Origin of the sequence: Streptomyces sp. NPDC005438, assembly GCF_040606315.1 — a bacterium.
Lineage (GTDB): Bacteria > Actinomycetota > Actinomycetes > Streptomycetales > Streptomycetaceae > Streptomyces.
Genome location: NZ_JBEXEP010000001.1, coordinates 828,091 through 853,437, shown reverse-complemented (window position 1 = coordinate 853,437; position 25,347 = coordinate 828,091). Strand labels below are relative to the sequence as shown.

Sequence of the window (25,347 nt, the reverse complement as noted above, 5' to 3'; positions counted from 1 at the left end):
TAGGGTGAGCGCATGAACGATCGCATGGTGTGGATCGACTGCGAGATGACCGGCCTCTCGCTGTCCAACGACGCGCTCATCGAAGTGGCCGCACTGGTCACGGACTCGGAGTTGAACGTGCTCGGCGAGGGGGTGGACGTGGTGATCCGCCCCCCGGCCGAGGCACTGGAGTCGATGCCCGAGGTGGTGCGCGAGATGCACACCCGGTCGGGGCTGCTGGACGTCCTGGACCAGGGCGTCACCCTGGCCGAGGCCGAGCGGCAGGTGCTGTCCTACGTACGGGAGCAGGCTCCCGAGGCCGGCAAGGCCCCGTTGTGCGGCAACTCGGTGGGCACCGACCGGGGTTTCCTCGCCCGCGACATGGTGGAGCTGGAGTCGCACCTCCACTACCGCATCGTGGACGTGTCCTCGATCAAGGAACTGGCCCGACGCTGGTACCCCCGGGCGTACTTCAACAGCCCCAAGAAGAACGGCAACCACCGGGCGCTGGCGGACATCCGGGAGTCCATCGCCGAGCTGCGCTACTACCGGGAGGCGGTCTTCGTGGCCCAACCCGGGCCGGACTCGGACACCGCCAAGCGTCTCGCCGCCCGCCACGTGCTTCCCTCCGACTGAGCGGCCCCGTCGGAGCCGACGACCGCCCGGGAAGCCGTCCGGCAAGCGGGGAGCCGGACCGACGGGAAGGCGGCGTCCGGGCCAGCGGAGCGAGGGGAAAACCGGTGCGCGATCCACTCCCGGAACCCTGTACACTCATGGAGGCCGACGCGGAGAGCGCCGGACCGTGGTGGGTATAGCTCAGATGGTAGAGCACCTGGTTGTGGTCCAGGATGTCGCGGGTTCAAGTCCCGTTACTCACCCTTGACGAGGAGGCCCGTTCCCCGGTTGGGGAGCGGGCCTCCTCGCGTGTGCGTCCACCTTCGGCCCACCAGGGGCGCCAACTTCCCGGCGAGAACGGCGACTTGCCTCCCGCCCCGACGGCCGGCCACCTCGGGAGGCGGCCCCGTACGGGACCAGGAGATCGCGAGCCGGCGGCGAACCCGGCACAGGAGCCTCCCACCCGTCCCCTCGGGCGACGGGCAGCGGAGGGCCGAGCCAGGCCCGGGGAAAGAGAAGCGCCCCGGTGAGGGGCGCGGGGAAGAAGGCGAAGAAGAAAGGGGCGGGGCGCAGCGCGTGGGGGGAAAAATCCGCTGCGCCCCGCGGTGCCGGGGGTCCGGACACCCCGGCAGGTGCGGCATGACATGCCGTGATCGGACGGCTCCAGGGAACAGAGCCACTCCCGTGGGGGGTTAACGCGTCGTACGTTACTCGCTAGTCGCACCCGGAAAACAGGCCGAGTCGACAGGTGAGACGGTTCTTAAAGCTCTCTTAAGGAAGCCATCAAGGGGCGTTAGGGACGGGCGTCCGCAACGGCGGTGTCCGGCCGGCCAAACCCCCTAGCCCTTCGGAATCTCCGCAGATGAGAGGCGGGGCGACGTTCCTTCACCGCCTTCGGGAAGGTGCCGTCAGGGCCGTCGGTGACGGCCGGGCGGGCCTCCGCTCCGGGGAATCAGGTACGTACCTTACCCGAGGTCCTGGGGGTTTCCGAAGGCCTCGTCGGGCGGACGGTCCCCGCCCCGCCAGGCTCAGCCGCGGCCGTGACGCCGGGGGTTGCCGCGCCGGTCGCCCCGGCCGGAGGGGGGCTTGCGGTTGAGGTTCAGCCACATCCGCACCTCGCTGCCGCCCAGCACCGAGCGGCCGATCCGTACGTCGCCCCCGGTGGACTCGGCGACCCTGCGGACGATGTCCAGCCCCAGCCCGGTCGAACCGGGCCCGCCGTCGCCGTGGCCGCGCCGCAGGGCGGTGTCCGGGTCGGCGATGCCGGGGCCGGCGTCCGAGACCAGGATGATCACCGAGTTGCTGGTGACCCCGGTGTGGTGGACGTCCACCGAGAAGGCGGTGCCCTCGGGGGTGTGCCGGAAGACGTTGCCCAGCATGGCGTCCATGGCGGCCACCAGGTCCCCCCGGGAGACCGGTACCCGTACCGGGCGGTGGCAGCCGGCCAGCCGCGCCTCACGCCCCTCGTCCTCGGCCAGGGCGGACCAGAACTCCATGCGTTCGCGGATCACCTCGGCGGCGTCGCACTGGGCGCCGGCCACCTGCTGGCTGGGGGCCCGCTGTTCCCGGGCGGTACGGATGATGCGGTCCACCTCGCGTTCCAGCTGGGCCACCACCTCCCGGGTCTGCACCGCGTCGTCCCCGTCGCCCAGGGACGCCGCGTTCAGTCGGAGCACGGTCAGCGGGGTACGTAGCCGGTGCGACAGGTCGGCCGCCAACTCCCGTTCGTTGGCCAGCAGTTGGACCACCTGATCGGCCATGGAGTTGAACGCCACGGCAGCCGACCGCAGTTCGGCCGGCCCCTCCTCCTCCACCCGTACGTCCAGGTCGCCCTCGCCCAGGTCGTGGGCGGCCGAGGCCAGCCGCTTGGCCGGGGTGACCAGGCGGGTGCCCAGCCGGTCGGCTATGGCCATGGAGCCGAGCATCAGGGAGATGCCGACCCCGGCGAGTACGGCCCAGGAGATGGCCACGCCCTTGGTGATGTCACCGTCGGGTACGTAGACCTCCACCACGGCCGTGCGGGAGTCGTCGACCACGGTGGGCTGGAGCAGGGCGTAGCCGCCGGGCACCTTGGTGAGCGAGGAGCGCCCCAGCTTGGAGGCGGTCCGTAGTTCGGCGGAGGACACCCGGCTGCGGCCGATGTGCACCGCCGGCCGGGCCTCGGTGGCCCCCTCGCCCCGCTGTCCGGCACCCTCTCGACTGTCACCGGAACGTTCGGCCCCCTCCCGCTGGGAGGGGGCGGCGGGTACGTGGACGGCCAGCCGGCCGTCGTCGCCGGAGTGGGCGGTGGCGACCGCTCGACGCAGGGCGTCGCGGTCGGTGGTGATCGCGAGGGCGGGTCCGATGGCCGCGGCCTTGCGTTCCGCGTTCGACATGGCGCGGTCCCGGGCCATCTCCTTGACCACCAGGGCGAGGGGGATCGCGAAGGCGACCACCACCATCGCCGTGACGGCCAGGCAGACCTTGACCAGCGCCCATCTCATCGCGGTGGTTCCAGCTTCACACCCACCCCACGCAGGGTGTGCAGGTAGCGGGGCTTGGCGGCCGTCTCCCCCAGCTTGCGCCGCAGCCAGGAGAGGTGGACGTCGATGGTCTGGTCGTCGCCGTAGGACTGCCGCCACACCTCGGCGAGCAGGTCCCGTCGGGGTACCACCACTCCGGGCCGCTCGGCGAGGAAGGCCAGCAGGTCGAACTCGCGGCGGGTGAGGTCCAGGGCGGCGCCGTCCAGGGTCGCGACCCGGCGCAGGGGGTCGATGGCGAGGCCGCCGACCCGGCGTACGTGGTCCTCGTCGCCGGAGCCGCTGCCGGAGCGGGCGCGTCGGAGGACGGCGGCCATCCGGGCCGACAGGTGCTGTACGGAGAAGGGTTTGACCAGATAGTCGTCGGCGCCGTCGTTCAACAGCCGTACGATCTCGGCCTCGTCGTCCCGGGCGGTGGCGACTATCACGGGCACGTCGGTGACGCCCCTGAGCATCTTCAACGCCTCCGCGCCGTCCAGATCGGGCAGACCCAAGTCGAGGATGACCACGTCGAATCCGACCTGGGCGACCTCCCGGAGAGCTTCCAAAGCCGTACCGACACTGCGTACCGTGTGGTCGGCTTCGGTGAGATGACGTATGAGTGCTGAGCGCACGAATGGGTCGTCCTCGACCACCAGCACACTTGCCATGCGGCGAACCGTACGACATGGACCCTGGTTTTCGGCAGTGAGGTGCTCTATGCGACGACGACTGGTGCACCTCGGCGCGTGGTTGTCGGCGACCAGCTGCGCCGTCACCGTGTCCTGGTTCGGGGTGCACCGGGTCCTGTCCGAGACGGTCTACGACTTCCCCCGCACCCTTCCGGTGATCGACGAGGAGAGCACTCCCCCTCCCTCGCCCAAGCCGCAGGCCTCCTCCACCCACCGGCCCAAGCCCCCACCGCCGCCGACCGTCTCCCGCAGCAGTCCGCCGGCCCGCCCGTCCAGCACCCGGCCCTCCAGCACACCGCCGAAGACCTCCTCTCCCCCGCCGTCGCAGTCCACCACGCCGACCAAGCAGCCGGAGCGGGGCACCATCCGCAGTGTGGCGACCACCGGTGGGCGGGCCGTCTTCGAAGTGCGCGACAACGAGGCCGACCTGGTCTCGGCCACCCCCAACGCCGGCTACGACGTCACGGTCTGGGAGAGCCCCAACGGGATACAGGTCAGCTTCTCCGACGCCAGCAACACCTCCTCGGTGCACTGCACCTGGGGAAACGGCGCCCCACCGCAGATCTACCGGGTCGAGCGGTGACCGCTCAGTCGAAGGTGCCGGGGGGCGGGGCGGGCGAGGGCACCGCGCTCGTGTCGGTGACCGTCCGGGCCCCGGCGGCGAGTTCGTCCAGTTCCCGTCCGGCGAGTACCCGCCCGGACGCGGGGTCGGCGGAGGCCCGGCGCCTCAGCGCGGCCACCGGCAACTCCCCCTGGCCGGCGAGCAGGACGACGTTGCCGAACCGGCGGCGGCGCCACACCTCGGGGTCGGCCGTCGCGCACAGGGAGCCGAACCACTCGGTGGCGGTGGCCAGTTGGCCCCGGAGGAAGTCCAACGGGGGGCCGTCGGTGAGGTTGGCGGCGTACCAACCCTCGGGCTTCAGCACCCTGCGTACCGCGCCCAGGAACTCGACGCTGGTCAGGTGCGCGGGGGTACGGGCGCCCCGGAAGACGTCGGCGATCACCAGGTCCGCCCAGCCGTCCGGGTAGCGGGCCAGTCCCTCGCGGGCGTCGACGCCCCGGACCCGTATCCGCCACTCCGGGCGCGGGGGCAGCCACTGGCGTACCCGTTCGGTGAGGGCGACGTCCCGTTCCAGCACCTGCTGGACGGAGCGGGGGCGGGTGGCGGCCACGTAGCGGGCCAGGGTGAGCGCGCCGCCCCCGAGGTGCAGCACCGTCAGTGGCGCCCCGGCGGGGGCGGCGAGGTCGATGACGTGGCCCAACCGCCGCTGGTAGGAGAAGTCTAGGTACCCGGGGTCGTCCAGGTCCACGTGGGACTGGGGGGCGCCGTCCAGCGACAGGGTCCAGGCCCGGGGGCGCTCCGGGTCGGGCCACAGGGTGGCGAGTCCGCCGTCCACCGGGGCGCTCAGTTCGGTCCGCTCGCGGGGGCGGCGGGAAGCGGACCCGGCCGGTTCGTCCGGTCGCCGGGGGGTTCGGTTCCTGCCTCGCTTCGCCACCCGGGCAGTATCCCGCGAGGTCCCGTGCGCGCGGACGCGGGCCCGCCCACCGGGGTCAGCCCGTCGTCAGCGGCAACGGTCCATGGCGTCGATGGTGCGGGCCGCCCGGTCCAGCGCCCAGCGCAGCAGTCCGGGGTCGGTGGCCTCCGGCAGCTCCTCGTCCGGGGGGATCAGCCAGGCGGTCCCGACCACGGGCGGTGTGCTGGGGCAGTGGCCGGGGCGGGTGGCGACCGCGATGCAGGCGCTGCTGGGCAGTTCCCACTCCTCGGCCGTACCGGTGGGGACCAGGAAGCCGAGGGTGTCCCCGGCGCGGTCGTGGAGCACCGGGCCCACCCGCTGTTCCAGGCGGAGCACGTCCACCGCCTCCAGACCCAGACGCGCGGGAACGGTCACCAGGTCGCCGGCCTCACCGGGCGGCGCCTTCGGGGCCACGGACGCGCTGTGCTGGTTGCGCGGTTCGGGGCGCCGGGGGCTCCGGTCGCCACCCCGTTCGTGGTTGAGGCCGGTATGCAGCATGGGGCACTCCTCCGCCGTCGTGTGAACAGTCCAACGCGTGAGACTGTCAACGGCTACGGCGTGAGAACGCCACAACGGGTGGCAGTTCATGGCGGATGCCGAGCGGGATATCCCGTTTCTCACCAAATCCGGCGTGACGCGTCTCTCAGAGCCGGTACCGTCCCGGCCATGGCGTCGTCACCGTCCACGTCACCGGGTCCGCGCCATGGGCCCGACCGTCAACCCAACACGGCCTTCCGGGAGTTGCGCGGCCGGCTCTCGCCCCGCGAGTTCGCGGCGGCGGTCCGACGCGCGGCCCGGGAGATCGGCGAACAGGTCTCCTGCGACGCCCGGTACATCGGGCGGGTGGAGTCCGGGGAGATCCGCTGCCCCAACTACGCGTACGAGCGGGTGTTCCTCCACATGTTCCCCGGCCGCACGCTGGCCGATCTGGGGTTCGCCCCACGGCAGACCGTACGGGGACGCCGCAGGGCCTCCCCCTCGCCGGCCCGGGTGTACGGGGGTGATCCCCCGCCCTCACCGACGTACGCCATCGAAGTCCCACCCACCCCTGGCCCGTACCCGATCGACGAGGAGAGCGACGTGCGACGTCGCGCGTTTATGACCGGCGCCCCCGCCCTCGCGGCCCTGCCCCTCGGTGAGGCACCCGCGCACGCGGCATCGGGCCCCGAGCAGGCCGGAACCCCCGGGTCGCTCGGTGTCCTCTCCGAGGGGGTGCACAAGGCCGGTGGCGGCGAGGCCGCGGCGGTGGAACGCGCGGTGCGGCAGATCCGGCTGCTGGACGACCGCCACGGCGCCGACGGCCTCTACCAGCGCGCCGGCGACTCCCTGCGGGCCGCCTACCACCTGCTGGACACCGGCTCACCCAACGCCGAGGTCTCCCGCCGGCTGCACCACGGTGCCGGCGAACTGGCCATCTCCGTGGGGTGGTTGGCCCACGACTCGGGCCGACTGGACGACGCGCGCTCGCACTACGCCGAGGCCCTGGCCACCGCGCGGCTGGCCGGCGACGGCGGGCTGGAGGCCCACGCCTTCTGCAACGCCGCCTTCCTGGCCCGGGACGCCGGACGCCACCGCGAGTCGGTGCGGGCCGCCCAGGCCGGGCAGCAGGCGGCCCGCTCGCTGGGCTCCCCCCGGCTGCTGTCCCTGCTGACGCTGCGGGAGGCCGGTGGCTGGGCCGGACTCGGGGACCGTGGCGCCTGCCAGGAGGCCCTGAACCGGGCCCACCACCACTTCGAGCGGGGCCCCGGAGAGGCCGACCCGGAGTGGATGACCTTCTTCGGGGCGGCCGAACTGCACGGGCTGGAGGCCCAGTGCTGGTCGGCCCTCACCGAGTGGGGACGGGCCGCCGAGCACGCCAGGAAGGCCGTCGACCTCCAGGACCCCCACTTCGTACGGAACACCGCCCTGTTCACCGCCGAGTTGGCCGGCGACCTGGCCGGGGCCGGGGTGGCGGATGAGGCGGCGGCGGAGGGCAACCGCGTGCTGGGGCTGCTGGGCGAGGTGCGGTCCACCCGCATCAGGGGGATGCTGCGGGTCGCCGCCCACCGGCTGGACCAGCACCGTGGGCAGCCCGAAGTACGGCGGTTCCTGCGGCGGTTGCGGCAGCGTACGGCCTGAGGGGCCGGCTCAGTCGAGGTGACCGGTGTCGTTCCAGCGCTCCCACACCGGCAGCCCGTGGGCCCAGCTGAGCACCGACAGCGAGGCCGGTGACAGGCGCAGGTGCCCGCCGAAGGTGGGGGGCTGGTCCAGCCAGCGGGTGCCCAGCATCCGCAGCAGGTGCCCGTGGGCGAACAGCACCACGTCCCCGGGCTGTTGGCGTACCCACTCCAGCACCAGGTCGGCACGCCGGGCCAGGTCGACCACGCTCTCACCGCCCTCGGGGCCGTCCTGCCACAGGGTCCAGGAGCGTTCCCCGGAGGGGTCGAACCGTTGCTGGACCTCCTCGGCGGTCAGGCCCTCGTAGGCCCCGTAGTCCCACTCGCGCAACAGGTCCCAGCGTTCGGCGCGTTCGCCGAGGCCGACCAGTTCACAGGTCTCCCAGGCCCGGGACATCGGGCTGCTGCGCACCTGAGCCCCCGGCAGCAGCTCCCAGGGTTCGCCGGCGAGCCGGGCGCCGAGCACCCGCGCCATGCGCCGCCCCTCCTCGGTGAGTTCCACGTCGGTGCGTCCGGTGTGGCGGCCCAGCCGCGACCAGGCGGTCTCCCCGTGTCGTACCAACAGCACCCGTTCGGCCATCGCCGCGCACCTCGTTCCTGGTAGGTCACCTTCGGCCGTCGGTCGGTACGGCCGCTCCCTCCCAGAGCTGTACATCACCGGCGGGCGAATCAACCTGACCGACGCCACGGGCGTCTAGGAGGAAGACTCCCGCCGTACACCCTGAGGCCAGCGGATGGACGGACACCACGCCCGGGGCCGGGCACTCGACGAGAAACGGGGAACGCTTCGCCATGAGCCTCAGCCGGATACCCACGGCTCGTCCGCCGCGGTGGTGGACGGAACTGCCGTTGATCGCGGTGGTCTACCTGCTCTACTCCCTGGGCCGGCTGTGGGCACGCGGCGACGTCGGTACGGCGGTGGACCACGGGCTGATGTTCCTGCGCGCGGAGGAGACCCTCCACCTCGACCTGGAACGCCCCCTCAACCGGCTGCTGACCGAACACGGCTGGCTGGGCGTCCCCTCGGACTTCGTCTACGCCGCCCTGCACTACGTGGTCACCCCCGCCGTCCTCGTCTGGGTCTTCCGGCGCCGGGCCGAGCACTACCGGGCGGTCCGCACCTGGCTGATGACCTCCACCCTGGTCAGCCTGCTGTGCTACAGCCTGCTGCCCACCTGCCCGCCCCGGCTGCTGTCCGGGGAGTTCGGGTTCGTGGACACCATGGCCCAGTACGCCGACCACGGCTGGTGGGGCGCGGAGGCCAGCGCCCCCGAGGGCATGGGCGAGATGACCAACCAGTACGCCGCGATGCCCAGCCTGCACGTCGGCTGGGCGGTGTGGTGCGCCGTGGTGCTGTGCTGGCTGGGCTCCCGCACCTGGTGGGCCCGGACCCTGGCGGTCACCTACCCCCTGCTCATCACCTTCGTGGTGCTCGGCACCGCCAACCACTACTTCCTGGACGCGCTCGCCGGAGCCGCCGTGATGGGCCTGGGCCTGTGGTCGCTGCGCCCCGTACTGGCGCTCACCGACCGGGCGCGCGAGGCGGTACGGACCCGCCGCGAGCCACGGGGCGCCGCCACTCCGCTGGCCGCCTCCCTTCCCGGGCCGCGCGGGCCGGAATCGGCGATTGTCAGTGAGCGGTGTCAGACTGCCGCGCATCACGCAATCTCCCGCGAGGGCACAGCAGATGACCAGTCACCACCGGGACGGGTCGGCCAGTCCGACCTCGATCCCCTCGACCCGACAGGCAGCCGGTCCCCGGCGGCCACCGCTGGGTCAGCGGCTCGCTGAGCTGCGCGGCCCCCGGCCGCCACGCCCCCTGGACGCCCGGGCGCTCGCCGCCCTCGCGGCCAACCCCGGCTGCCGCAGACGCGCCCTGCTGGACGGGGCCGGGGTCGACAAGGGCGCCCTGGCCCAACGGCTGGGCGCCCCGGCGGTGTTCGGGCAGTCACAGTTCGCCTTCGCCCGGGGTCACACCTTCGAGGCACGGGCCAAGGCCGAGGAGGGCGCCTCGCTGGTGCGGCTGCTGGCCGAGCGGACCGGCGAGCGGGCCCCTGCCGGGCCGGACGAGCTGACCACCAGCCATCCGACCGGCCCCGACCCGGCGGCCCGGGTGGCGCGGACCGCGCACGCCCTGCGCGAGGCCACCGCGCGCGGCGGCTGGTCGCTGCTGGACCACCCGCTGCTGGAACTCGCCGTGGCCGACTCCACGGTCCACCTGGAGCCGGACGCCCTGGCGGTGCACCCGGACGGCCGCTGGACCGTGATCGAGATCAAGTCCTTCCCCATCCTGGACGGTTCGGCCGAACCCTCCAAGGTCGGGGCCGCCGCCCGGCAGGCCGCGGTGTACGCCCTGGCCCTGCGCCAGCTCGCCCCCTCCCCGGAGACCGTGTGCGAACGGGCGCTGCTGGTGTGCCCCCGGGACTTCGGCCACACCCCGACCGCCGCCCTGATCGACGTACGCCGCCAACTGGCCACCACCCGGCGGCAGTTGGCCCGGCTGACCCGGCTGGAGGAGATCGCCCGGGCGCTGCCCGAGGGGGTCACCCTCGACCCGGAGTGCGAGGACCCCGAGGCACTGCGACAGTCGGTCGGCGCGGTGCCCGCCGCGTACGCCCCGGAGTGCCTGGCCAGCTGTGAACTCGCCTTCCACTGCCGCGAGTCCGCCCGCGCCACCGGCGAGGTGACCGTGCTGGGCCGTGGGGTGCGCGGCGAGCTGGGCGGACTGCGCACGGTCGACCAGGTGGCACGGTGCGGCTCCGAGGACCGGCCCGGTGACCCCACCGCCGAGCAGCTGCGCCGGGCCGCGCGGCTGCGGGACGAGGCGATGCGCGAGGCGCGGGACCTGGGCCTGGTCCCGGAGGGCGCCCGATGACGCTGATGGACTCGCTGGCCCGGATGGAGGCGTTCACCACCGGCCGGGCCACCGCCCGGGCACTGGTGCGCCACCGCCACCTGTCCGAACGCCCCCTGGTGCTGGTGCCGTTGGCGGCGGCCGGTGAGGCCGGGGTCCCGCTGGCCGCCCTGGTGGGCACCGACCGGGACGCCCCCCGACTGCTGACGGTGCCCCAGCCACGGGACCAGGACCTGCGGGCCCAGTTCTTCACGGAGCTGGCCGAGGCGATGCTGCCGGTGCTGGAGTCCGGGCTGGACCACTGCGAGTACGAGGAACGCCGGGAGATCGACCCGGAGACCGGCAAGCGGGTCACCGTCGAGGTCGAACTGTGCGCCGACGCCCCGCAGTTGCTGGTGCCGAACGCCCCCGGGGTGGAGTTCGTACGGCTGCTGGGCCGGGCCACCCGCTTCCGCCGTACCGCCGAGCAGGACCCGGACCAGCCCTATCCGGCGCCCGCCCAGGTGCCCCTGCTGGGCAGATGGCTGACCCACTACGCCGAGCGGGCCCGGGTGCCCGGTTCCTCCCTGCTGCTGTCGGTGACCGAACTGCTCGGCCGGCACTGGGCGACCGGCCAGAGCGGTCTGGAGGACCAGCACCTGGGCGTGCTGCTGTCCTGGATCGACCCGACCTGGGCGGGCGACCTGGCCGGGGCCAGCGGCGCCGAGACGGCCCGGGCCGTGGAGCTGGCCCGCGACGAGCGGGGGCAGTTGCTGCGGCCACCGGCGGGGCCGGCCACCGATCCGGCCTTCGACAACCGGCTGCTCGCCCCGGCCATCGACCGGTGCGACGCGGCCCGTGCCGCGGTACGCCGGGCCGAGGACCCCGACAGCGCCCAACGGGCCCGTACCGCCCTGGCCCGCGAGGAGGCGGCGGTACGCGAACTGCTGGGCTCCCAACTGCGGCCCACCTGGGACGCGGTGTGGCACGCGGTGGACCTGCTGCGCGCGCTGCCGGAGGCGGCGCACGCGGAGGAACGCTGGAAGCGGGACCGCTGGTCGTACACCTCGCACCGGGACCGGGTCCGCTCCGGCGAACCGCCCCAGCCCCGGCGGGACGACGCGGTCACCGCCGCCCGCAAGCTCGCCGGACGGGAGTCGGCCCTGGGCCAGCTCGAAGCGCAGGAGGCGTTGGACGACCCGCTGGTGATGGCCGGCCGGCGACTGGTGGGCGAGGCCTTCGCCGGGGAGGTGGTGGCCGTGGAGATGGCGTACTCCGAGTCCAACCGCCCCCGCCCCCTGGTCACCCTCGACAGTCAGGACCAGCCCCATCTGGCACCCGGGGCCCGGGTGTACCGGAAGTTGCCGGACGGTAGGAGCCAGACCGCCGAGTGGGTGGACTGCCCCCGGCCGGGGATGTGGACGCTGCGCCTGGTCAACGGCATGGGCCGCTCCCGGGAACCGTCCGAGGGGTCGGTGCCCGTCGAGGGCGAGTGGTCCTGTTGGACCCTGTTCGAGCACTCGGTGCGCTCCGGCCCCGAGCTGCCGGAGCCCGAGGACACCCCGTGGACCCACGGAGGGCCACCCGACCAGGGCGCCGAACCCCCCGACCCCCTGCCCGACTCCGACCCCGGCCCGCTCACCGTGCGGCAGGTCCCGTCCCAGGAGGAGGAGCGGCGATGAGCGCGAGCACCGGAACGGCCACGACGTCCGAACGGGCCGGCCTTCCCCCCGGCCCGGAGGAGATCGACCCGGCCAGTGCCGCGGCCCGCGCCACCCGGGCGATCCTGCGGGACACCCTGCGCGGGCCCGGCCGTGGAGTGGTGGTCGACTCCCCTCCCGGGGCCGGCAAGTCCACCCTGGTGGTGAACGCCGCCCTGGAACTCGCCGACGCCGGCCGCCCGTTGATGGTGGTCGCGCAGACCAACGCCCAGGTGGACGACCTGGTGCGCAGGCTCGCGGAGAAGCGGCCCGACCTGCCGCTGGGCCGGTTGCACAGCGCGGAGCCCGGTTCGTACGACCCGGCCATCGAGGACTACCCGCAGGTCCGCCGGGGGAAGCAGATCGGCGAACTGTCCGGGGTGGGCGTGGTGTTGGCCACCGCCGCCAAGTGGGCCTGGGTGAAGGGCGTGGACCCCTGGCCGCACGCCATCGTGGACGAGGCGTACCAGATGCGCTCCGACGGGCTGCTCGCGGTCGCCGGACTCTTCGAGCGGGCCCTGTTCGTGGGCGACCCCGGACAGTTGGACCCCTTCAGCCAGGTCGGCGCCGAACAGTGGGCCGGCCTGACCTACGACCCGGCCGCCAGCGCGGTGTCCACCCTGCTCGCCCACAACCCCGAGTTGCCCCAGCACCGGCTGCCGGTGTCCTGGCGGCTCCCGGCCAGCGCGGCCCCCCTGGTCTCCCGCGCCTTCTACCCCTTCACCCCCTTCCGCGCGGGCACCGCCCCGGGGGACCGCTCACTGGTGTTCGGCGACCGTGGTGACGGCGGCCCGGTGGACCGGGTCCTGGACGAGGCCGCCGACTCCGGTTGGGGGCTGCTGGAACTGCCCGCCGCCCACACCCCCCGTACCGACCCCGAGGCGGTGGCGGCGGTGGCCGAGGTGGTGCGCCGACTGCTGTCCCGCGAGGCCAGGACCAGCGACGAACGGGGCGAGCCGGCCGCACCGTTGACCCCCTCCCGGGTCGCGGTGGGCACCGCGCACCGCGACCAGGCCTCGGCGGTACGGGCCCAGCTGAGCCGGCGAGGCGTCGAGGGGGTCACCGTGGACACCGCCAACCGGTTGCAGGGGCGGGAGTTCGAGGTGACCGTGATGTTGCACCCGCTCTCCGGCCGGCCGGACGCCAGCGCCTTCCACCTGGAGACGGGGCGGCTGTGCGTGCTGGCCTCCCGACACCGGCAGTGCTGTGTGGTGGTGTGTCGGGCGGGTGTGGCCGAACTGCTGGACGAGCATCCTTCCACCGAACCCGTACAGCTGGGGGTACGGGTGAAGTTCCCGGACGGTTGGGAGGCGCATCAGGCGGTGCTCGAACTGCTGCGTGAGCACCGTGTCCCCTGGTGAACACCCGCCGTGTCCGGTTCGAGGGTCGGGCTGGACAGGGGCGTGACAATGGGCAGTGGCCCACGACCGCTGGAGGTAGCAAGATGCCCGAGCCGCATTCGGCTCCCAACCCCTCCGGTGGGGTGCCCCGCCACCGGCGGCCCGCCCCACTGATCTTCGAGCCGAGGGAGCCGGCGCCCGAGTCGGAGCACTTCTTCGACCTGGAGTCGGTGGAGGACCCCCGGGAGTTGCTCAGCCGTTCCACCGAGCTGGCGCTCGCCTTCCGGGCCGCGGCCGACCGCGCGATGGAGTTCCAGGCGATGGCCGCGGCGCAGCTGGCCGACCCCCGCCGCTTCGACCGGCTGCCGGAGGCCGCCATCGCGGACCAGGCGGACTGGACCGAGGACTACGCCCGCAAGATGATCGAGTTCGGACGGCAGTTGCTGGACGACCCGGACACCTAGGGTGTGTCGTTTGGATCTTGGGAGATCAGGGAGCGCGTTCTGGTGTCGTGGGCCCTGGGACTCAGCAGGGCGGAGGAGGAGTCGACGCGGCGAGGTGCGGCACGCTCGGTGACACCGCACGCGAGCCTCGCGGTGATCGGAACGACACACCCCAGGGCGAGGGCACCCCGTCACCCAGGCGTACCCGGACTCCGCCGCCGCGCCCGGCCCCTCGTCCGTCGGGACCCACTCCTCGGCCACTGACCCGACCACGGGCTCTCCCGTAGCGCCCCGTACCGCCGCACGCGAGGACGGCAGCACGGAGAGCGAGCGGAACGTGGCGCAAGGTAACGCACCCCATGTCGCCTTGTCCGGGTTTTCCCCAATCACCGCATCGGGAGGTACGGCGGGAGGTAGACCTGTGGCCTATGACAACGACACCTTCCGCGCACTCGCCCCTCCACCTCGCCGCCACCCCCGACCCCGCCGAGCCGGCGGCGCCCGAGCACTCCAGCGCGCTGGTCACCCCCGACGGCACCCGGTGGCTGGCCTCGGCCTCCGGTCTCCCCCGCAGTGCGCTGGCCCTCTGGTCGGCACGGCCGAGCCGGCCCGTCACCCTGCCGTGCGGCCGGATCTTCGACGTACTCAGTGCCTCGCCCCTGCTGGGACGACGCCTGCTGGAGCGACTGTGGCGGTCCGGCCCGGGCAGCGGCCCGGTGGCCACCCATCGCGGACGCCTGCTGCTGTTCGTCCGCAGAGGTACGGCGGACCGGCTGCCCACCCTGCTGGACTGGGAGGAGTGGTCCGGGCGGTGTTCCCGCGACCGGGGTGACACCGACCGACCGCTGGGGGGTGGGACCCCGGCCGCGCCGGGTCTGCTCTGCCACGGACTGGGGGACGCGGTGACCGTGCCCTCGCCCTACGCCCGAGGTCGAGAGGGATGCCGTTGGCTGGTCGCGCCCGACGTGAGGAAGCCGTGGTTACCGGGCGCCGAGGCGGTGCTGTGGGCGTTGCTCCGAGGGCCGTCCGGGCAGGTCACAGGGGGTGGAGAAACCGGTTTTCGCGCGCCGTGAAGGTGATGCTAGGCTCTACGACGTCAACAGGCGCCGCTAGCTCAGTTGGTTAGAGCAGCTGACTCTTAATCAGCGGGTCCGGGGTTCGAGTCCCTGGCGGCGTACACGACACCGAAGGGCTCCCCGCTTCGCGCGGGGAGCCCTTCGACGTGTGGCCGCACCCTGTCGGGCCGACCGTCACCGACCGGGGTTCGGCTCCCGGACGACCCGTACCGCCCAGCCCCCGGAGTCCAGCCGGTCGCCGACCCGCACCTCGACCCCCTGGTCCTCCAGCACCCGGCTCTCCCCCGACCTCAGCGGGGCGTCGGCCAGCGGGGGGTAGACCGACTCCCGCCCGCAGGCCCCCCGGCCCGGGTGACCGTCGACGACCTTGACCGGCCCCTGGGCGGAAGCGATGTCCGCGCGCACCTCGTACACCAACACCCCGGGCCGGCACAGCGTCTCGTCGTTGCCGCGACGCTCCCTCGCCTCCAGGGCGAGCGCCCGCTCGGGCCCGGTGCGGACCACCACCAGCCGGGTGTCCCGTACCGGCCTGGGGCGGGGGCCGGTGAGACGGTCGGCCTCCCTCGGTTCGGCCAGCGGGCGCAACAGGTGCAGGCTGGAGCCGGAGTCCTGCGGTACGCAGTCCACCTGGTCCCGGTCGAGCCAGCCGAGTTTCCACTTGTGCCAGCCGAAGGGGTCCGGGGCCATCCCGAACTGGCTGCCCATCAGGTCCCAGTCACCCACGTGACGGTCCCAGTCGCCGTCGGCGCGCTCCGGCTGGTGGTACAGGTCGGGGAGGTCGAAGATGTGGCCGGTCTCGTGGGCCAGCACGTTCAGGTCCGGTGGGTGCTCCTCGAAGACGGTCACCACCCGACGGAGTCTGGTCCCGTCGACGGCGACCGGCTGGTCGAAGTTGACCACTTTGGTGGCGTCGGAGTCGACGCCGGGGGCGTCGGGGTCGGCGACCAGGTAGACCACGTCGTAGCGGCTGAAGTCGACCGAGGGGTCGGCGGCCTCCAGGGCGTCGCTGAGGTAGAGAGCCCGCGACTGGGGGTCCCAGTCGCGCCGTATGCCGTACTCGACCGAGTCGTTGGGCATACGCAGCCAGTGGCGCACCGGGTGGACGCGCAGGTCGAACCGGCCGTAGGAGGCGCGGGAGAAGAAGTCGGAGGTCGCCGGGAAGTGGTCGCGCAGCAGCCGGCGGGGGCTGAGGGAGGGCTGGGCGTCGGGGAAGGAGAGGAACACCATCACCGCGTTCAGCCGGCCCACCGGGCGGACGTAGTCCTCGTTCCAGTCGCTGACGCCCTCGGAGTGGTGGGCGTCGGTACGGGGCGGCGCGCAGGGAGCGGAGGGGGTGGCCGCCTCGGCCGGGCCGGCGAACAGTGACATCGCGGTCCAGGCGGTGAGAGCGGTGACCACGGCCAGCAGCCGCCGCCAGCGTTCCGGGGCGTGCTCCCCCTCGGGTATGTGCGGGTCGGCCACGGGCACCTCACGGGTCCGGGTACGAGAGCCCTCTCAGAATGACCGGGTACGGGGGTTTTTTCCTCTTCCCTTAGACCGCTTGAGTACCGGCGGCGGTCCTGGTGGGGGCCGGTTCACGGTCGTAAGCGGTCATTCCGGCGAGCCCCTTCGGGCAAGAACGATCAGTCCCGTTCCGGCCCGCCTGCCGGTGCGGGGAGCGTCGGCCGTGTCGGTCAGGATGGCGCTGGTCGCGCCTCTCGCACGGCCCTGGGGACCACGAGGTCCCAACAGCGTGGATCCCCTGTGGGGCGGCTCCCCGAAGATCGCTCCCGGCGATCCGCACCGCACCAGTCCACCCCGGGAGCGATCGGTGAACACACCCCTGGAAGGCCCGGACAAGGACGCCGGAGGCACGCGCCGGCCGACCCTCCAAGCCCCACCCCCCACGGAACGCCCGCACCACCCCACCGACGTCGACCACCGCACCGCCTTCCACGCCGCCCCCCTGGCCATGGCCGTGCTGGACCGGCGGGGCCGGGTGCTGGTCGCCAACCAGGCGCTGGGCACCCTGCTGGGCAGCACCCCCGAGCGGCTGGCGGCGGCCCGTATCGCCGAGGTCGCCGGCCTCCATCTCGACGGCCGCTCCCGCACCACCTACGAGGAGGTGCTGCGCGGCCACACCGAGCGGATGACCTGTACCCGCAGGCTCAAGCACGCCGACGGCCACCCGCTGTGGGCCGAGATCACCGTCACCCCCACCCGGCGCGGGTCCGAGGCGCTGCTGACGGTGCTGGACATCAGCGAGCGGCGGGAGTTCCAGCAGCGGCTGCGGCACCTGCAGATGCACGACCCGGTCACCAAGCTCCCCAACCGCGCCCTGTTCTTCGAGCGGCTCTCCGCCGCCCTCGCCGAGTCCGCCACCGGGCGCATCGGCCTGTGCCACCTGGACCTGGACGGGTTCACGGCCATCAACGAGACCCTCGGCTACCGGGTCGGCGACCAGTTGCTCACCGCCGTCGGTGACCGGCTGCACCGGGTCGCCGCCAGCACCGGCCAGCTCGCCGGGGGCGCCGAACACCTGGTGGCCCGGCTGGGCGGCGACGAGTTCGCGCTGCTGGTGGAGGCGTCCCGGGGCACCCCGGAACTGGTCGGGCTGGCCCAGGCCGTACTGGCCGAACTCCAGCGGCCCTTCGACCTGGCCGGCCAGCGGTTGGCGGTGTCGGCCAGTATCGGGGTGGTGGAGCGGCCCACCGAGGGCACCACCGCCACCGGGCTGGTGCAGGCCGCAGACACCACGCTGTACTGGGCGAAGGTGGACGGCAAAGCCCGCTGGACCCTGTTCGACCCGGAGCGCAACGCCCACCGGATGACCCGCCAGGCGCTGTCCAGCAACCTGCGGCCGGCCGTGGAACGGGGCGAGTTCACGCTGGAGTACCAGCCCATCGTGGACCTCCGCCGGCAGCACACCGTCGGGCTGGAGGCCCTGGTCCGCTGGCGGCACCCGCACTTCGGCATGTTGGGCCCGGGACAGTTCATCGGGCTCGCCGAGGAGAGCGGCGCCATCGTTCCGCTGGGCCGCTGGGTCCTGTCCACCGCCTGCCGTCAGGCGCGGGAACTGCTGTGGCGCCGCCCGGGGGCTCCCCTGTTCGTCAGCGTCAACCTCGCGGCGCGGCAGGTGTGGGACTCGGACCTGGTGGCTGACGTGGCCCGGGTGCTGGAGGACACCCAACTCCCGCCCGAGCTGCTCCAGCTGGAGCTGACCGAGTCGGCGGTGATGGGCTCGGCGGGCCAGCCTCTCCAGACCCTCCAGGAACTGTCGGACATGGGGGTGAGCATCGCCATCGACGACTTCGGCACCGGCTACTCCAACCTCGCCTACCTCAGTCGGCTACCGGTCAGCACCCTGAAACTGGACGGCACCTTCGTCGGCGGCTTCCGGGCCACCCACCACGTGAACCCGGCGGACGAGACCATCGTCACCACCCTGGTGGGGCTGGCCCACCAGCTGGGTCTGACCGTCACCGCCGAGGGCGTGGAGGGGTTGGAGCAGGCCGAGCGGCTACGGGACATCGGCTGTGACACCGGGCAGGGCTGGCACTTCGCCCGGCCCATGCCGGCCGAGGCCCTGGACGCGCACCTCGGTTCACCCCGCTGAACCGGGCAACTGGTAGGCGTCCGCGAGGAGTTCGTACGAACGTAGGCGTACCGAGGGGGTGTGGGCGTTGGCGGTGATCATCAGCTCCTGCGCCCCGGTGCGCCCCACCAGGGCGTCCAGCTCCTCGCGTACCTGCTCGGCGCCCCCGTGCAGCACCTGGGCCATCCGGTCGTCGACGAAGTCGCGCTCCTGCTCGGTGGCCCGCCCACCGGCCGGGTCGAAGTAGGCCTCCGCCTCCTCGGGGGTGGGCACCAGACCCGGCCGCCCCCGGCGGAGCAGCAGCATCGACAGCGCGCCGGCCAGACACTGGCGGTAGGCCTCCTTCTCGTCGTCGGTGGCCAGTGCCGCCACCCCGATCAGGGCGTACGGGCGGTCCAACGCCTCGGAGGGGCGGAAGGACCGGCGGTACAGCTCCAGGGCCGGCAGGGTGTTGTGCGGGGAGAAGTGGTGGGCGAACGCGAAGGGCAGCCCCAGGGTGCCGGCCAGTTGGGCGCTGAACCCGGAGGAGCCCAGCAGCCACACGGCCGGCCGGTCCGCCGACTGCACCCCGCCGGGGGCCGAGCCCTGCACCGGCCCGGGCACCGCGTGGATGCCGGCGTACCGGTGACCGGAGGGGAAGCTGTCGTCCAGGAACCGCACCAGTTCGGCCAGTTGCTGGGGGAACTCGTCGGCCCCCTCCCTCAGCCGGTCCTCGCGGCGCAGCGCGGCGGCGGTGGCCCCGTCGGTGCCGGGGGCTCGGCCCAGCCCCAGGTCCACCCGACCCGGGGCGAGCGCCTCCAGGGTGCCGAACTGCTCGGCGATGACCAGGGGGGCGTGGTTGGGCAGCATCACCCCGCCCGAACCGAGCCGGATGCGGTCGGTGTGGGCGGCGAGGTGGGAGAGGATCACGGCCGGGGACGAGCTGGCCACCCCGGGCATGGAGTGGTGTTCGGCCACCCAGTACCGCTGGTACCCCCGGGCCTCGGTGAGCCGGGCGATCCGTACGGCGGTGGTCAGGGCGTCCCTGGCGGTGTGGCCCGCCCCGACGGTGACCAGGTCCAACACCGACAGCGGTACCGGGGCCCGGCCCGGCGGTGGGGCGAAGAGTCCGCCCTCGGACCGTTCGCCGTGCCGCTCCGTCGGCTGCTGTGGGGTCATCGTTCCTCCGCCTCCCGCTGTCCGGGGCCCGCCCGTGCCCGAGCCGGCCCCGGTGTTCTCGATCCGTCCGGTCAACACGGCACGGCGGCGGCTTCTTCCCGCTCCCCGGCCCGACGTACGCCGCGACCGGGGGCGGACACGGGCGCCCGACCCCGGTCGCGGGTCAGCGGGTCAGCGGGTGAACAGGGCTCCCAGGGCGGGGCAGTCGACCGGCTGCCCCAGCAGCCGCAGCCCCTCCCAGACGGTGACCTGGTTGGCGGTGAGCACCGGCTTGCCCAACTCCCGTTCCAGGTCCGGGATCCAGGCCGCGCTGTGCAGGGCGGTGTCCGGCAGCAGGACGGCCTGTGCCTCGGGGTGGTCGCCGCCCCGGGCCAGGGCCAGCACCTCCTCGCGGCCCCAGGTGCCGACCTCGGCGGCGGTGATGATGCCGCTGCCGCGCATGGACACCACCTCCGATCCGGCCGCCTTGAGGAAGGAGGTGAACAGCGCCGCCACGTCCTCGGGGTAGGTGGCGGCGATGGCCACCCGTTCCGCTCCCAGGGCCTGTACGGCGTGGGCGAAGGCGAAGGAGGTGCTGGAGGCGGGTAGCTCGGCGGTGGCGGAGAGTTCCCGTACCTGCTCCTTGGCGCCCTCCCAGCCGAAGACGAAGCTGGCGCTGGTGCAGGACCACACCACGGCCTGGACGTCGTGGCGCTTGACCTCCTCGACCCGGTCGGCCAGTCGTCGCGCGGACCCCATCTCCAGCAGGGCGTCCACCCGGTGGGCGTCCTCGCCGATGTCGGTGTGCACCAGCGGCAGTCGTACCCGCGCGCCGGCGTCGGCGAGGATGCCCTCCAGCCGGGGATAGTCGTCCTCCGCGGAGTAGCCGGGGTAGAGGAAACCGACCGCGGGAGCTGACGAAGGCGCCATCAAGGGATCTCCTGTTCCTGGTGGGGTGTGCGTGGGTGGGCGCGGGATCGCTTGGGGGCTTCCCCGCGCCCGGAGGGTGCCCCGGGGTCGTCACCGACCCGGAGCACCCTGCCATTCTGCGCGGTTTCGACCCTGTTGCCCGGTAGTGCGGGGCAGGGGTCAGCGGGGTGGCTGACCGCCCGGGTCGTCGGGGTGCCCGGGGGCCTCGTGGCCGTCGGTCGGCTCGCTCTCCGGGGCCGCGGGGGCCGATCCGGCCAGCGCCGCCTCCGGCTCGACCTCCGAGCGGGGTTGCCCGGGGCCGGCCGGCGACTGCCGCCCCAACTGCTCGCTGGGGGTGAACGGTTCGCTGGCCGTGTACCCCTCGGACTCGGCCATCAGCTGGGGCGACGGCGGCATGGCCGGCATCCCCGCCGGGCCGGTGCGGGCCGCCGGGTCCAGCAGCGCCTGGTAGGGGCCGACGGCCTGCTTGTCCACCCGGCGGAGGGCGGCCCACATGGTGACCTGGTTCGCCGAGAGCACCGGCATCCGCAGCTCGGCCTCCAGCTGCGGGATCACGTCGTAGGTCGGCAGGTTGGTGCAGCTGATGAACAGCGCGTCGGGCGCGTCCACCACCGCCATCCGTGCCATGTCCACCACGTCCCGGTACGGCACCCGCCAGATGTGGCGGGTCAGCCCGAGGTAGCTGCGTCCGGTGACCGAGATGCCGCCCTCGGCCAGGAAGTCCTCCAGGGAGTCGGTCACCGACTTGGTGTACGGGGTGACCAGGGCGATCCTGCGGGCCCCGACCTCCTCCAACGCCTCCAACAGCGCCCCGGAGGTGGTCAGCGCCGGGGCGTCGCCGGCCTGTTCCATGGCCGCGCTCATCCCTCTCTCACCCGCGCCTCCGCCGACGAAGCTGCCGGAGGTGCAGGCGTACGCGACGACCTCGGGCGCCACCGCGCTCAGGGCCTGCACCGCGCCACGCAGCGTCTCGTGTTCGCTGACGAGCCGGGCGAGGTCCAGACTGACCTCGACCGGCACGAAAGGGGTGCGTGTCAGGTGGAGTGACACGTCATCGGGCACCCATCTCCACAGCTCGCGGTCGAGCGCGAAGTCGAAGGGAGCCACGATGCCGACCCCGCGCTGCGGCTGAGGTCCACCGAGGAACGAGACATCCATTGGAGCCCCTAAAGATAAGAAGGGAGGCCCAGGGCCTGGGAAAGGCTGAAGACTGAGGAAAGCCGGTGAGCAACCGGAACGCCGGGACAGATGCCTTTGTTGACGAAGGTAGTTTCCGATCCCTACCGTGGTCAATCCTCAGTTTCCGAGGGTGATCCAGGGTTAGGTCACATCGTGCCCAGCTCTCGTTTCGGAATGGTTTCCTGCCTATGTCTGAGCCCCGCGTTCTCGTTCTGGACGACGACCCCCGCCCGCGCCTCGATCGGCTGACCGGCCGCGCCCAGGTGGCGTACGTGGACGAGGCCGCTCTCGCCGAGCGGCTGCCCACCGCCGACGTGCTGCTGGTCTGGAACTTTCTGTCCGACGCGGTACGCGACGCCTGGCCCGGCCCGGGTGCCCGACCCCGCTGGGTCCACACCGCCAGCGCCGGCGTGGACCGCCTCCTGAGCAGCCCCGAACTGGCGGCGTCTGAGACCGTCGTCACAAATGCCCGGGGGGTATTCGATCAGCCCATCGCCGAATATGTAGCAGGGCTTGTACTGGCCCTCGCAAAGGACTTTCGTGGCACCTGGGAATTGCAACGCCAAAGGCGCTGGCGACACCGAGAGACATTTAGGCTCGGAGGCACCAGGGCGGTTGTTGTCGGTTCTGGTCCCATTGGTCGGGCAATTGGCCGGACCCTCAAGGCACTGGGTGTCACCGTGACCCTGGTCGGGCGGACCGAACGGCCCGGTGACCCGGAGTTCGACACCGTCCGGGCGATCGGGTCGTTGCCCGGGCTACTGCCCGAGGCTGACTGGGTGGTGTGCGTGGCCCCGCTGACCGAGGAGTCGGTGGGACTGTTCGACCACCGGGCGTTCGGGCTGATGAGGCCGGACGCGCACTTCATCAACGTGGGGCGTGGCCAGCACGTGGTGGAGGACGACCTGATGGACGCCCTGCTGGCCCACCGGCTGGCCGGAGCGGCGCTGGACGTCTTCGCGCAGGAACCCCTCCCCTCGGACAGCCGGCTGTGGGACGTGCCCAACCTGCTGATCTCCCCCCACATGAGCGGGGACACGGTGGGCTGGCGGAACGACCTCGCGGACCAGTTCTGCGACAACTTCGACCGCTGGGTCGCCGACGAGCCCCTGTTCAACGTGGTCGACAAGAGCCTGGGATACGTCCCCACCGGATCGGGCTGAGCCAGCCCCCGCCCCTTCAGGCCCGTCGGCCCGCCCCCTGACCCCCGGGTCGGGCGGCGGGCCGACGGGCAGGGCCGACGTTCACCCGCGCCTCACCCCGCACCACCTGGCGCCCACCACCCCCTCACCCCATCCGCCCGCCGAACCGGGAGAGAGCATGACCGAACTGACCTCGCGCACCGCCACCCAGCTGATCGCGGCCTACTCCAGCCGGCAGCTGTCCCCGGTGGAGGTGACCCGGGCGACCCTGGACCGCGCCCGGGCGATCCAGCCGGCGTTGAACGCCTTCGTACGGCTGGACGAGGAGGCCGCCCTGGAACAGGCGCGGGCCTCCGAGGAGCGCTGGCGGCGCGGGGAACCCACCGGAGCGGTGGACGGGGTGCCGGCGACGGTGAAGGACATCCTGCTCCAGAAGGGCGGCCCCACCGTGAAGGGCTCCTGGGGAGTGGACGACCCGGGCCCCTGGGAGGAGGACTCCCCCGCGGTACAGCGGCTGCGGGAGCAGGGCGCGGTCCTGCTGGGCAAGACCACCACCCCCGAGTTCGGCTGGAAGGGGGTCACCGACAGTCCCCGGCACGGGGCAACCGGCAACCCCTACGACCCGACCCGCACCGCCGGGGGGTCCAGCGGGGGTGGCGCGGCGGCGGTGGCGACCGGAGCCGGCCCGCTGACCCTGGGCACCGACGGCGGGGGTTCGGTACGCATCCCCGGCTCCTTCTGCGGCATCTTCGCCCTGAAGCCCACCTACGGCCGGGTGCCCATCTACCCGGCCAGCGCCTTCGGCACCCTGGCCCACGTGGGCCCGATGACCCGTACGGTCGGGGACGCGGCGCTGCTGATGGACGTGATCACCCGGCCCGACCCCCGCGACTGGTCCCAACTGGCCCCGCCCGAAGGCTCGTTCCGCTCCGAGTTGGACCGGGGCGTGCGGGGGCTGCGGGTGGCCTACGCGCCCACCCTGTTCGACCACCCGGTCGACCCCGAGGTGGCCCGGGCGGTGCGGTCGGCGGTGGACCGGCTGGCCGAGGCGGGCGCCCTGGTCGAGGAGGCCGACCCGGGGTTCACCGATCCGGTGGAGGCCTTCCACGTGCTGTGGTTCGCGGGGGCGGCGCGGGTCACCCAGTCCTTCGACGAGGAGCGTCGGGCCCGGATGGACCCGGGGCTGCGGGAGATCGTGGAGCGCGGCGCGGCCTACAGCGCGCTGGACTACCTGGCCGCCATGGACGTGAGGATGGCGCTGGGCCGCCAGATGGGCCTGTTCCACCAGCGGTACGACCTGCTGGTGACCCCGACCATGCCGGGTACGGCCTTCGAGCTGGGGGTGGAGGTGCCCGCCGGCTCCCCGTACCAGCGGTGGACCGGGTGGACCCCGTTCACCTACCCGTTCAACATGACCCAGCAGCCCGCCGCCACCGTTCCCTGTGGGGTGGACGCGCGGGGGCTGCCGATCGGGGTGCAGTTGGTGGCCGCCCGGCACGGGGATCCCCTGGTGCTGCGGGCGGCCCAGTCGCTCTACGAGGCGGGGGTGGCCGACATTCCCGCCCCGGCCCGGGTGTGGGGAGCCGGAGCGGAAGCGGGTTCGGCTACGCCCGCCGGAAGTTGAGGGTCTCCCCCACGGCACCGCTGCGCCACAGGTCCTGACAGGCCTCGGCCATCCGGTCCAGGCCGTCCACGACGCTGCCCCACACGATGCCCGGCACCCAGCCGGCGTCCCCGTTGATCAGCAGGTTGTTCCGCTCGTAGAACAGCGCCAGGTCGACGACGGTGGTGCGGCCGGCGTGGGCGGCCTGGGTGCCGTGCTGCTCGGCGGCGGCCTCGTAGCCGTAGCTGTTGGTGGCCAGCTGGGTCTGGGTGAAGGTGAAGTAGCAGAGGTCCCCCGGGATCGGGGTGATGGTGGGGTTCTCCAGGGGAGGCTCCTCGGGGGCGAACGGGGGGATGAGGGCGTAGATCTCGTTACGGGCGTACTTGGCGTGGTAAACGTCTCCGCCGAGCGGCAACGCGTTCCACACGGCCTCACAGGTGAGGGGCGCCCGGTCGTCCAGAAGCTTTGCGGTGCAGCTCACCCCACGCTTGTCCAGGGACACCTCAAGGAAACGGTCCGCCATCATGCCTCCCCTATCTCGATCCGGGCCGTCGCGGCTCTCGCGGCGGTACGCCCATAGTGCCCAAGCCGGGCCCCGTCACGCGGAGCGGCACCCGGACATCGAGCCGGCGCGCCGGATCCGGCGCCCACCACGGGGCACCGGTGGCCCGGACCCACGGGGGCGGCCATCCTGGAAGAGTGAGCCCGCATCAGAACCGGCACAAACGGTAAGCACAATTCCGCTGGCAATATCTCCCGGATCTCCCGGCCCCCATGACACCTCTTCGTTACCTGCCGGCGGGAGCGAGATGTACGGCGGTAACGGACCACTCCCTTCCGGCTGACCACCACCGAGAGCGCGAACATCCCGAGGCCCGCTCGTTGACCAGCGTCAGGACATCAGCGGGACACCATCACCGCATTAGCGACGGGAAG

General features: G+C 73.0%; 22 protein-coding genes and 2 tRNA genes. 14 read left to right on the top strand and 10 right to left on the bottom strand.

Annotated elements, in window-relative coordinates; all coding sequences use genetic code 11:
• Positions 1-12: 12 nt before the first annotated feature.
• Together orn and ABZT14_RS03585 are read left to right on the top strand one after the other, a co-directional pair.
• Complete coding sequence (orn, locus tag ABZT14_RS03590; protein WP_356296292.1) at positions 13-615, top strand: oligoribonuclease; 603 nt, start codon at positions 13-15, stop codon at positions 613-615.
• A gap of 169 nt (positions 616-784) precedes the next feature.
• A tRNA-His gene (locus ABZT14_RS03585) sits at positions 785-857 on the top strand.
• Positions 858-1,622: 765 nt separating this feature from the next.
• Here ABZT14_RS03585 and ABZT14_RS03580 read toward each other — a convergent pair.
• Positions 1,623-3,077 (bottom strand): HAMP domain-containing sensor histidine kinase, encoded by a 1,455-nt coding sequence (locus tag ABZT14_RS03580; RefSeq protein WP_356296290.1) that lies wholly within the window; start codon positions 3,075-3,077, stop codon positions 1,623-1,625.
• The gene (locus ABZT14_RS03575; RefSeq protein WP_356296287.1) at positions 3,074-3,763 is read right to left on the bottom strand and encodes a response regulator transcription factor; all 690 of its coding nucleotides are present in this window, start codon (positions 3,761-3,763) and stop codon (positions 3,074-3,076) included. Before ABZT14_RS03575 ends, ABZT14_RS03580 begins: the two co-directional genes overlap by 4 nt.
• A gap of 49 nt (positions 3,764-3,812) precedes the next feature.
• Between ABZT14_RS03575 and ABZT14_RS03570 the strand changes: the two genes are divergently transcribed.
• Positions 3,813-4,367 carry a hypothetical protein gene (locus ABZT14_RS03570; protein ID WP_356296283.1) on the top strand — a complete coding sequence of 185 codons (555 nt, stop codon included), beginning with the start codon at positions 3,813-3,815 and terminating at the stop codon, positions 4,365-4,367.
• Positions 4,368-4,371: 4 nt separating this feature from the next.
• On the opposite strand, the gene ABZT14_RS03565 is transcribed toward ABZT14_RS03570, so the two are convergent.
• Both ABZT14_RS03565 and ABZT14_RS03560 read right to left on the bottom strand, forming a co-directional pair.
• Complete coding sequence (locus tag ABZT14_RS03565; protein ID WP_356297052.1) at positions 4,372-5,193, bottom strand: fused MFS/spermidine synthase; 822 nt, start codon at positions 5,191-5,193, stop codon at positions 4,372-4,374.
• A gap of 153 nt (positions 5,194-5,346) precedes the next feature.
• Entirely contained in the window at positions 5,347-5,796 is a 450-nt protein-coding gene (locus ABZT14_RS03560; RefSeq protein ID WP_356296280.1) for a hypothetical protein, read from the bottom strand.
• A 168-nt stretch (positions 5,797-5,964) separates the two neighbouring features.
• On the opposite strand from ABZT14_RS03560, the gene ABZT14_RS03555 reads away from it, so the two are divergent.
• A complete protein-coding gene (locus ABZT14_RS03555) occupies positions 5,965-7,416 on the top strand; it encodes a tetratricopeptide repeat protein (protein ID WP_356296277.1) in 1,452 nt (483 codons plus the stop codon).
• Between the two features lie 9 nt (positions 7,417-7,425).
• Here ABZT14_RS03555 and ABZT14_RS03550 read toward each other — a convergent pair whose 3' ends face one another.
• Positions 7,426-8,034, bottom strand: coding sequence for a histidine phosphatase family protein (locus tag ABZT14_RS03550; RefSeq protein ID WP_356296274.1), 609 nt, complete (start codon positions 8,032-8,034; stop codon positions 7,426-7,428).
• A gap of 212 nt (positions 8,035-8,246) precedes the next feature.
• Between ABZT14_RS03550 and ABZT14_RS03545 the strand changes: the two genes are divergently transcribed.
• The 7 genes from ABZT14_RS03545 to ABZT14_RS03515 all read left to right on the top strand — a co-directional run bounded on the left by ABZT14_RS03545 (position 8,247) and on the right by ABZT14_RS03515 (position 14,947).
• Positions 8,247-9,245 (top strand): phosphatase PAP2 family protein, encoded by a 999-nt coding sequence (locus ABZT14_RS03545; protein ID WP_356296271.1) that lies wholly within the window; start codon positions 8,247-8,249, stop codon positions 9,243-9,245.
• Positions 9,142-10,329 (top strand): hypothetical protein, encoded by a 1,188-nt coding sequence (locus tag ABZT14_RS03540; protein WP_356296269.1) that lies wholly within the window; start codon positions 9,142-9,144, stop codon positions 10,327-10,329. The genes ABZT14_RS03545 and ABZT14_RS03540 overlap by 104 nt, the downstream gene beginning before the upstream one ends.
• Positions 10,326-11,969 carry a hypothetical protein gene (locus ABZT14_RS03535; protein ID WP_356296266.1) on the top strand — a complete coding sequence of 548 codons (1,644 nt, stop codon included), beginning with the start codon at positions 10,326-10,328 and terminating at the stop codon, positions 11,967-11,969. Before ABZT14_RS03540 ends, ABZT14_RS03535 begins: the two co-directional genes overlap by 4 nt.
• Positions 11,966-13,348 carry an AAA domain-containing protein gene (locus ABZT14_RS03530; protein WP_356296263.1) on the top strand — a complete coding sequence of 461 codons (1,383 nt, stop codon included), beginning with the start codon at positions 11,966-11,968 and terminating at the stop codon, positions 13,346-13,348. Before ABZT14_RS03535 ends, ABZT14_RS03530 begins: the two co-directional genes overlap by 4 nt.
• A gap of 83 nt (positions 13,349-13,431) precedes the next feature.
• On the top strand, positions 13,432-13,791 hold the full coding sequence (locus tag ABZT14_RS03525) for a hypothetical protein (RefSeq protein ID WP_356296261.1): 360 nt from the start codon (positions 13,432-13,434) through the stop codon (positions 13,789-13,791).
• 407 nt (positions 13,792-14,198) lie between these two features.
• Positions 14,199-14,843, top strand: coding sequence for a bifunctional DNA primase/polymerase (locus ABZT14_RS03520; RefSeq protein ID WP_356296258.1), 645 nt, complete (start codon positions 14,199-14,201; stop codon positions 14,841-14,843).
• Positions 14,844-14,873: 30 nt separating this feature from the next.
• A tRNA-Lys gene (locus tag ABZT14_RS03515) sits at positions 14,874-14,947 on the top strand.
• 73 nt (positions 14,948-15,020) lie between these two features.
• Here ABZT14_RS03515 and ABZT14_RS03510 read toward each other — a convergent pair.
• Entirely contained in the window at positions 15,021-16,214 is a 1,194-nt protein-coding gene (locus tag ABZT14_RS03510; RefSeq protein ID WP_356297050.1) for a M6 family metalloprotease domain-containing protein, read from the bottom strand.
• 442 nt (positions 16,215-16,656) lie between these two features.
• Between ABZT14_RS03510 and ABZT14_RS03505 the strand changes: the two genes are divergently transcribed.
• Positions 16,657-18,441: an EAL domain-containing protein gene (locus ABZT14_RS03505; protein WP_356296255.1), complete on the top strand. Its 1,785-nt coding sequence runs from the start codon at positions 16,657-16,659 to the stop codon at positions 18,439-18,441.
• On the opposite strand, the gene ABZT14_RS03500 is transcribed toward ABZT14_RS03505, so the two are convergent.
• The 3 genes from ABZT14_RS03500 to ABZT14_RS03490 all read right to left on the bottom strand — a co-directional run bounded on the left by ABZT14_RS03500 (position 18,430) and on the right by ABZT14_RS03490 (position 21,645).
• Entirely contained in the window at positions 18,430-19,578 is a 1,149-nt protein-coding gene (locus ABZT14_RS03500; RefSeq protein ID WP_356296252.1) for an LLM class flavin-dependent oxidoreductase, read from the bottom strand. The two genes, ABZT14_RS03505 and ABZT14_RS03500, sit on opposite strands and share 12 nt — an antisense overlap.
• A 171-nt stretch (positions 19,579-19,749) precedes the next feature.
• A complete protein-coding gene (locus ABZT14_RS03495) occupies positions 19,750-20,487 on the bottom strand; it encodes a decarboxylase (RefSeq protein ID WP_356296249.1) in 738 nt (245 codons plus the stop codon).
• Between the two features lie 159 nt (positions 20,488-20,646).
• Complete coding sequence (locus tag ABZT14_RS03490; protein ID WP_356296247.1) at positions 20,647-21,645, bottom strand: decarboxylase; 999 nt, start codon at positions 21,643-21,645, stop codon at positions 20,647-20,649.
• Positions 21,646-21,854: 209 nt separating this feature from the next.
• Between ABZT14_RS03490 and ABZT14_RS03485 the strand changes: the two genes are divergently transcribed.
• Both ABZT14_RS03485 and ABZT14_RS03480 read left to right on the top strand, forming a co-directional pair.
• The gene (locus ABZT14_RS03485; protein ID WP_356296244.1) at positions 21,855-22,829 is read left to right on the top strand and encodes a D-2-hydroxyacid dehydrogenase; all 975 of its coding nucleotides are present in this window, start codon (positions 21,855-21,857) and stop codon (positions 22,827-22,829) included.
• Between the two features lie 157 nt (positions 22,830-22,986).
• A complete protein-coding gene (locus ABZT14_RS03480) occupies positions 22,987-24,432 on the top strand; it encodes an amidase (RefSeq protein WP_356296241.1) in 1,446 nt (481 codons plus the stop codon).
• Here ABZT14_RS03480 and ABZT14_RS03475 read toward each other — a convergent pair.
• Entirely contained in the window at positions 24,413-24,934 is a 522-nt protein-coding gene (locus ABZT14_RS03475; protein WP_356296238.1) for a DUF3830 family protein, read from the bottom strand. The two genes, ABZT14_RS03480 and ABZT14_RS03475, sit on opposite strands and share 20 nt — an antisense overlap.
• Positions 24,935-25,347: the final 413 nt, after the last annotated feature.

Excerpts from the sequence above, each read along its gene's own strand:
- ABZT14_RS03575 (WP_356296287.1), bottom strand. The coding sequence starts at position 3,763 with ATGGCAAGTGTGCTGGTGGTCGAGGACGACCCATTCGTGCGCTCAGCA.
- orn (WP_356296292.1), top strand. The coding sequence starts at position 13 with ATGAACGATCGCATGGTGTGGATCGACTGCGAGATGACCGGCCTCTCG.
- ABZT14_RS03570 (WP_356296283.1), top strand. The coding sequence starts at position 3,813 with ATGCGACGACGACTGGTGCACCTCGGCGCGTGGTTGTCGGCGACCAGC.
- ABZT14_RS03475 (WP_356296238.1), bottom strand. The coding sequence starts at position 24,934 with ATGGCGGACCGTTTCCTTGAGGTGTCCCTGGACAAGCGTGGGGTGAGC.
- ABZT14_RS03490 (WP_356296247.1), bottom strand. The coding sequence starts at position 21,645 with ATGGATGTCTCGTTCCTCGGTGGACCTCAGCCGCAGCGCGGGGTCGGC.
- ABZT14_RS03485 (WP_356296244.1), top strand. The coding sequence starts at position 21,855 with ATGTCTGAGCCCCGCGTTCTCGTTCTGGACGACGACCCCCGCCCGCGC.
- ABZT14_RS03480 (WP_356296241.1), top strand. The coding sequence starts at position 22,987 with ATGACCGAACTGACCTCGCGCACCGCCACCCAGCTGATCGCGGCCTAC.
- ABZT14_RS03550 (WP_356296274.1), bottom strand. The coding sequence starts at position 8,034 with ATGGCCGAACGGGTGCTGTTGGTACGACACGGGGAGACCGCCTGGTCG.
- ABZT14_RS03510 (WP_356297050.1), bottom strand. The coding sequence starts at position 16,214 with ATGTCACTGTTCGCCGGCCCGGCCGAGGCGGCCACCCCCTCCGCTCCC.
- ABZT14_RS03580 (WP_356296290.1), bottom strand. The coding sequence starts at position 3,077 with ATGAGATGGGCGCTGGTCAAGGTCTGCCTGGCCGTCACGGCGATGGTG.
- ABZT14_RS03540 (WP_356296269.1), top strand. The coding sequence starts at position 9,142 with ATGACCAGTCACCACCGGGACGGGTCGGCCAGTCCGACCTCGATCCCC.
- ABZT14_RS03495 (WP_356296249.1), bottom strand. The coding sequence starts at position 20,487 with ATGGCGCCTTCGTCAGCTCCCGCGGTCGGTTTCCTCTACCCCGGCTAC.
- ABZT14_RS03500 (WP_356296252.1), bottom strand. The coding sequence starts at position 19,578 with ATGACCCCACAGCAGCCGACGGAGCGGCACGGCGAACGGTCCGAGGGC.
- ABZT14_RS03525 (WP_356296261.1), top strand. The coding sequence starts at position 13,432 with ATGCCCGAGCCGCATTCGGCTCCCAACCCCTCCGGTGGGGTGCCCCGC.
- ABZT14_RS03530 (WP_356296263.1), top strand. The coding sequence starts at position 11,966 with ATGAGCGCGAGCACCGGAACGGCCACGACGTCCGAACGGGCCGGCCTT.
- ABZT14_RS03555 (WP_356296277.1), top strand. The coding sequence starts at position 5,965 with ATGGCGTCGTCACCGTCCACGTCACCGGGTCCGCGCCATGGGCCCGAC.
- ABZT14_RS03560 (WP_356296280.1), bottom strand. The coding sequence starts at position 5,796 with ATGCTGCATACCGGCCTCAACCACGAACGGGGTGGCGACCGGAGCCCC.
- ABZT14_RS03520 (WP_356296258.1), top strand. The coding sequence starts at position 14,199 with ATGACAACGACACCTTCCGCGCACTCGCCCCTCCACCTCGCCGCCACC.
- ABZT14_RS03545 (WP_356296271.1), top strand. The coding sequence starts at position 8,247 with ATGAGCCTCAGCCGGATACCCACGGCTCGTCCGCCGCGGTGGTGGACG.
- ABZT14_RS03535 (WP_356296266.1), top strand. The coding sequence starts at position 10,326 with ATGACGCTGATGGACTCGCTGGCCCGGATGGAGGCGTTCACCACCGGC.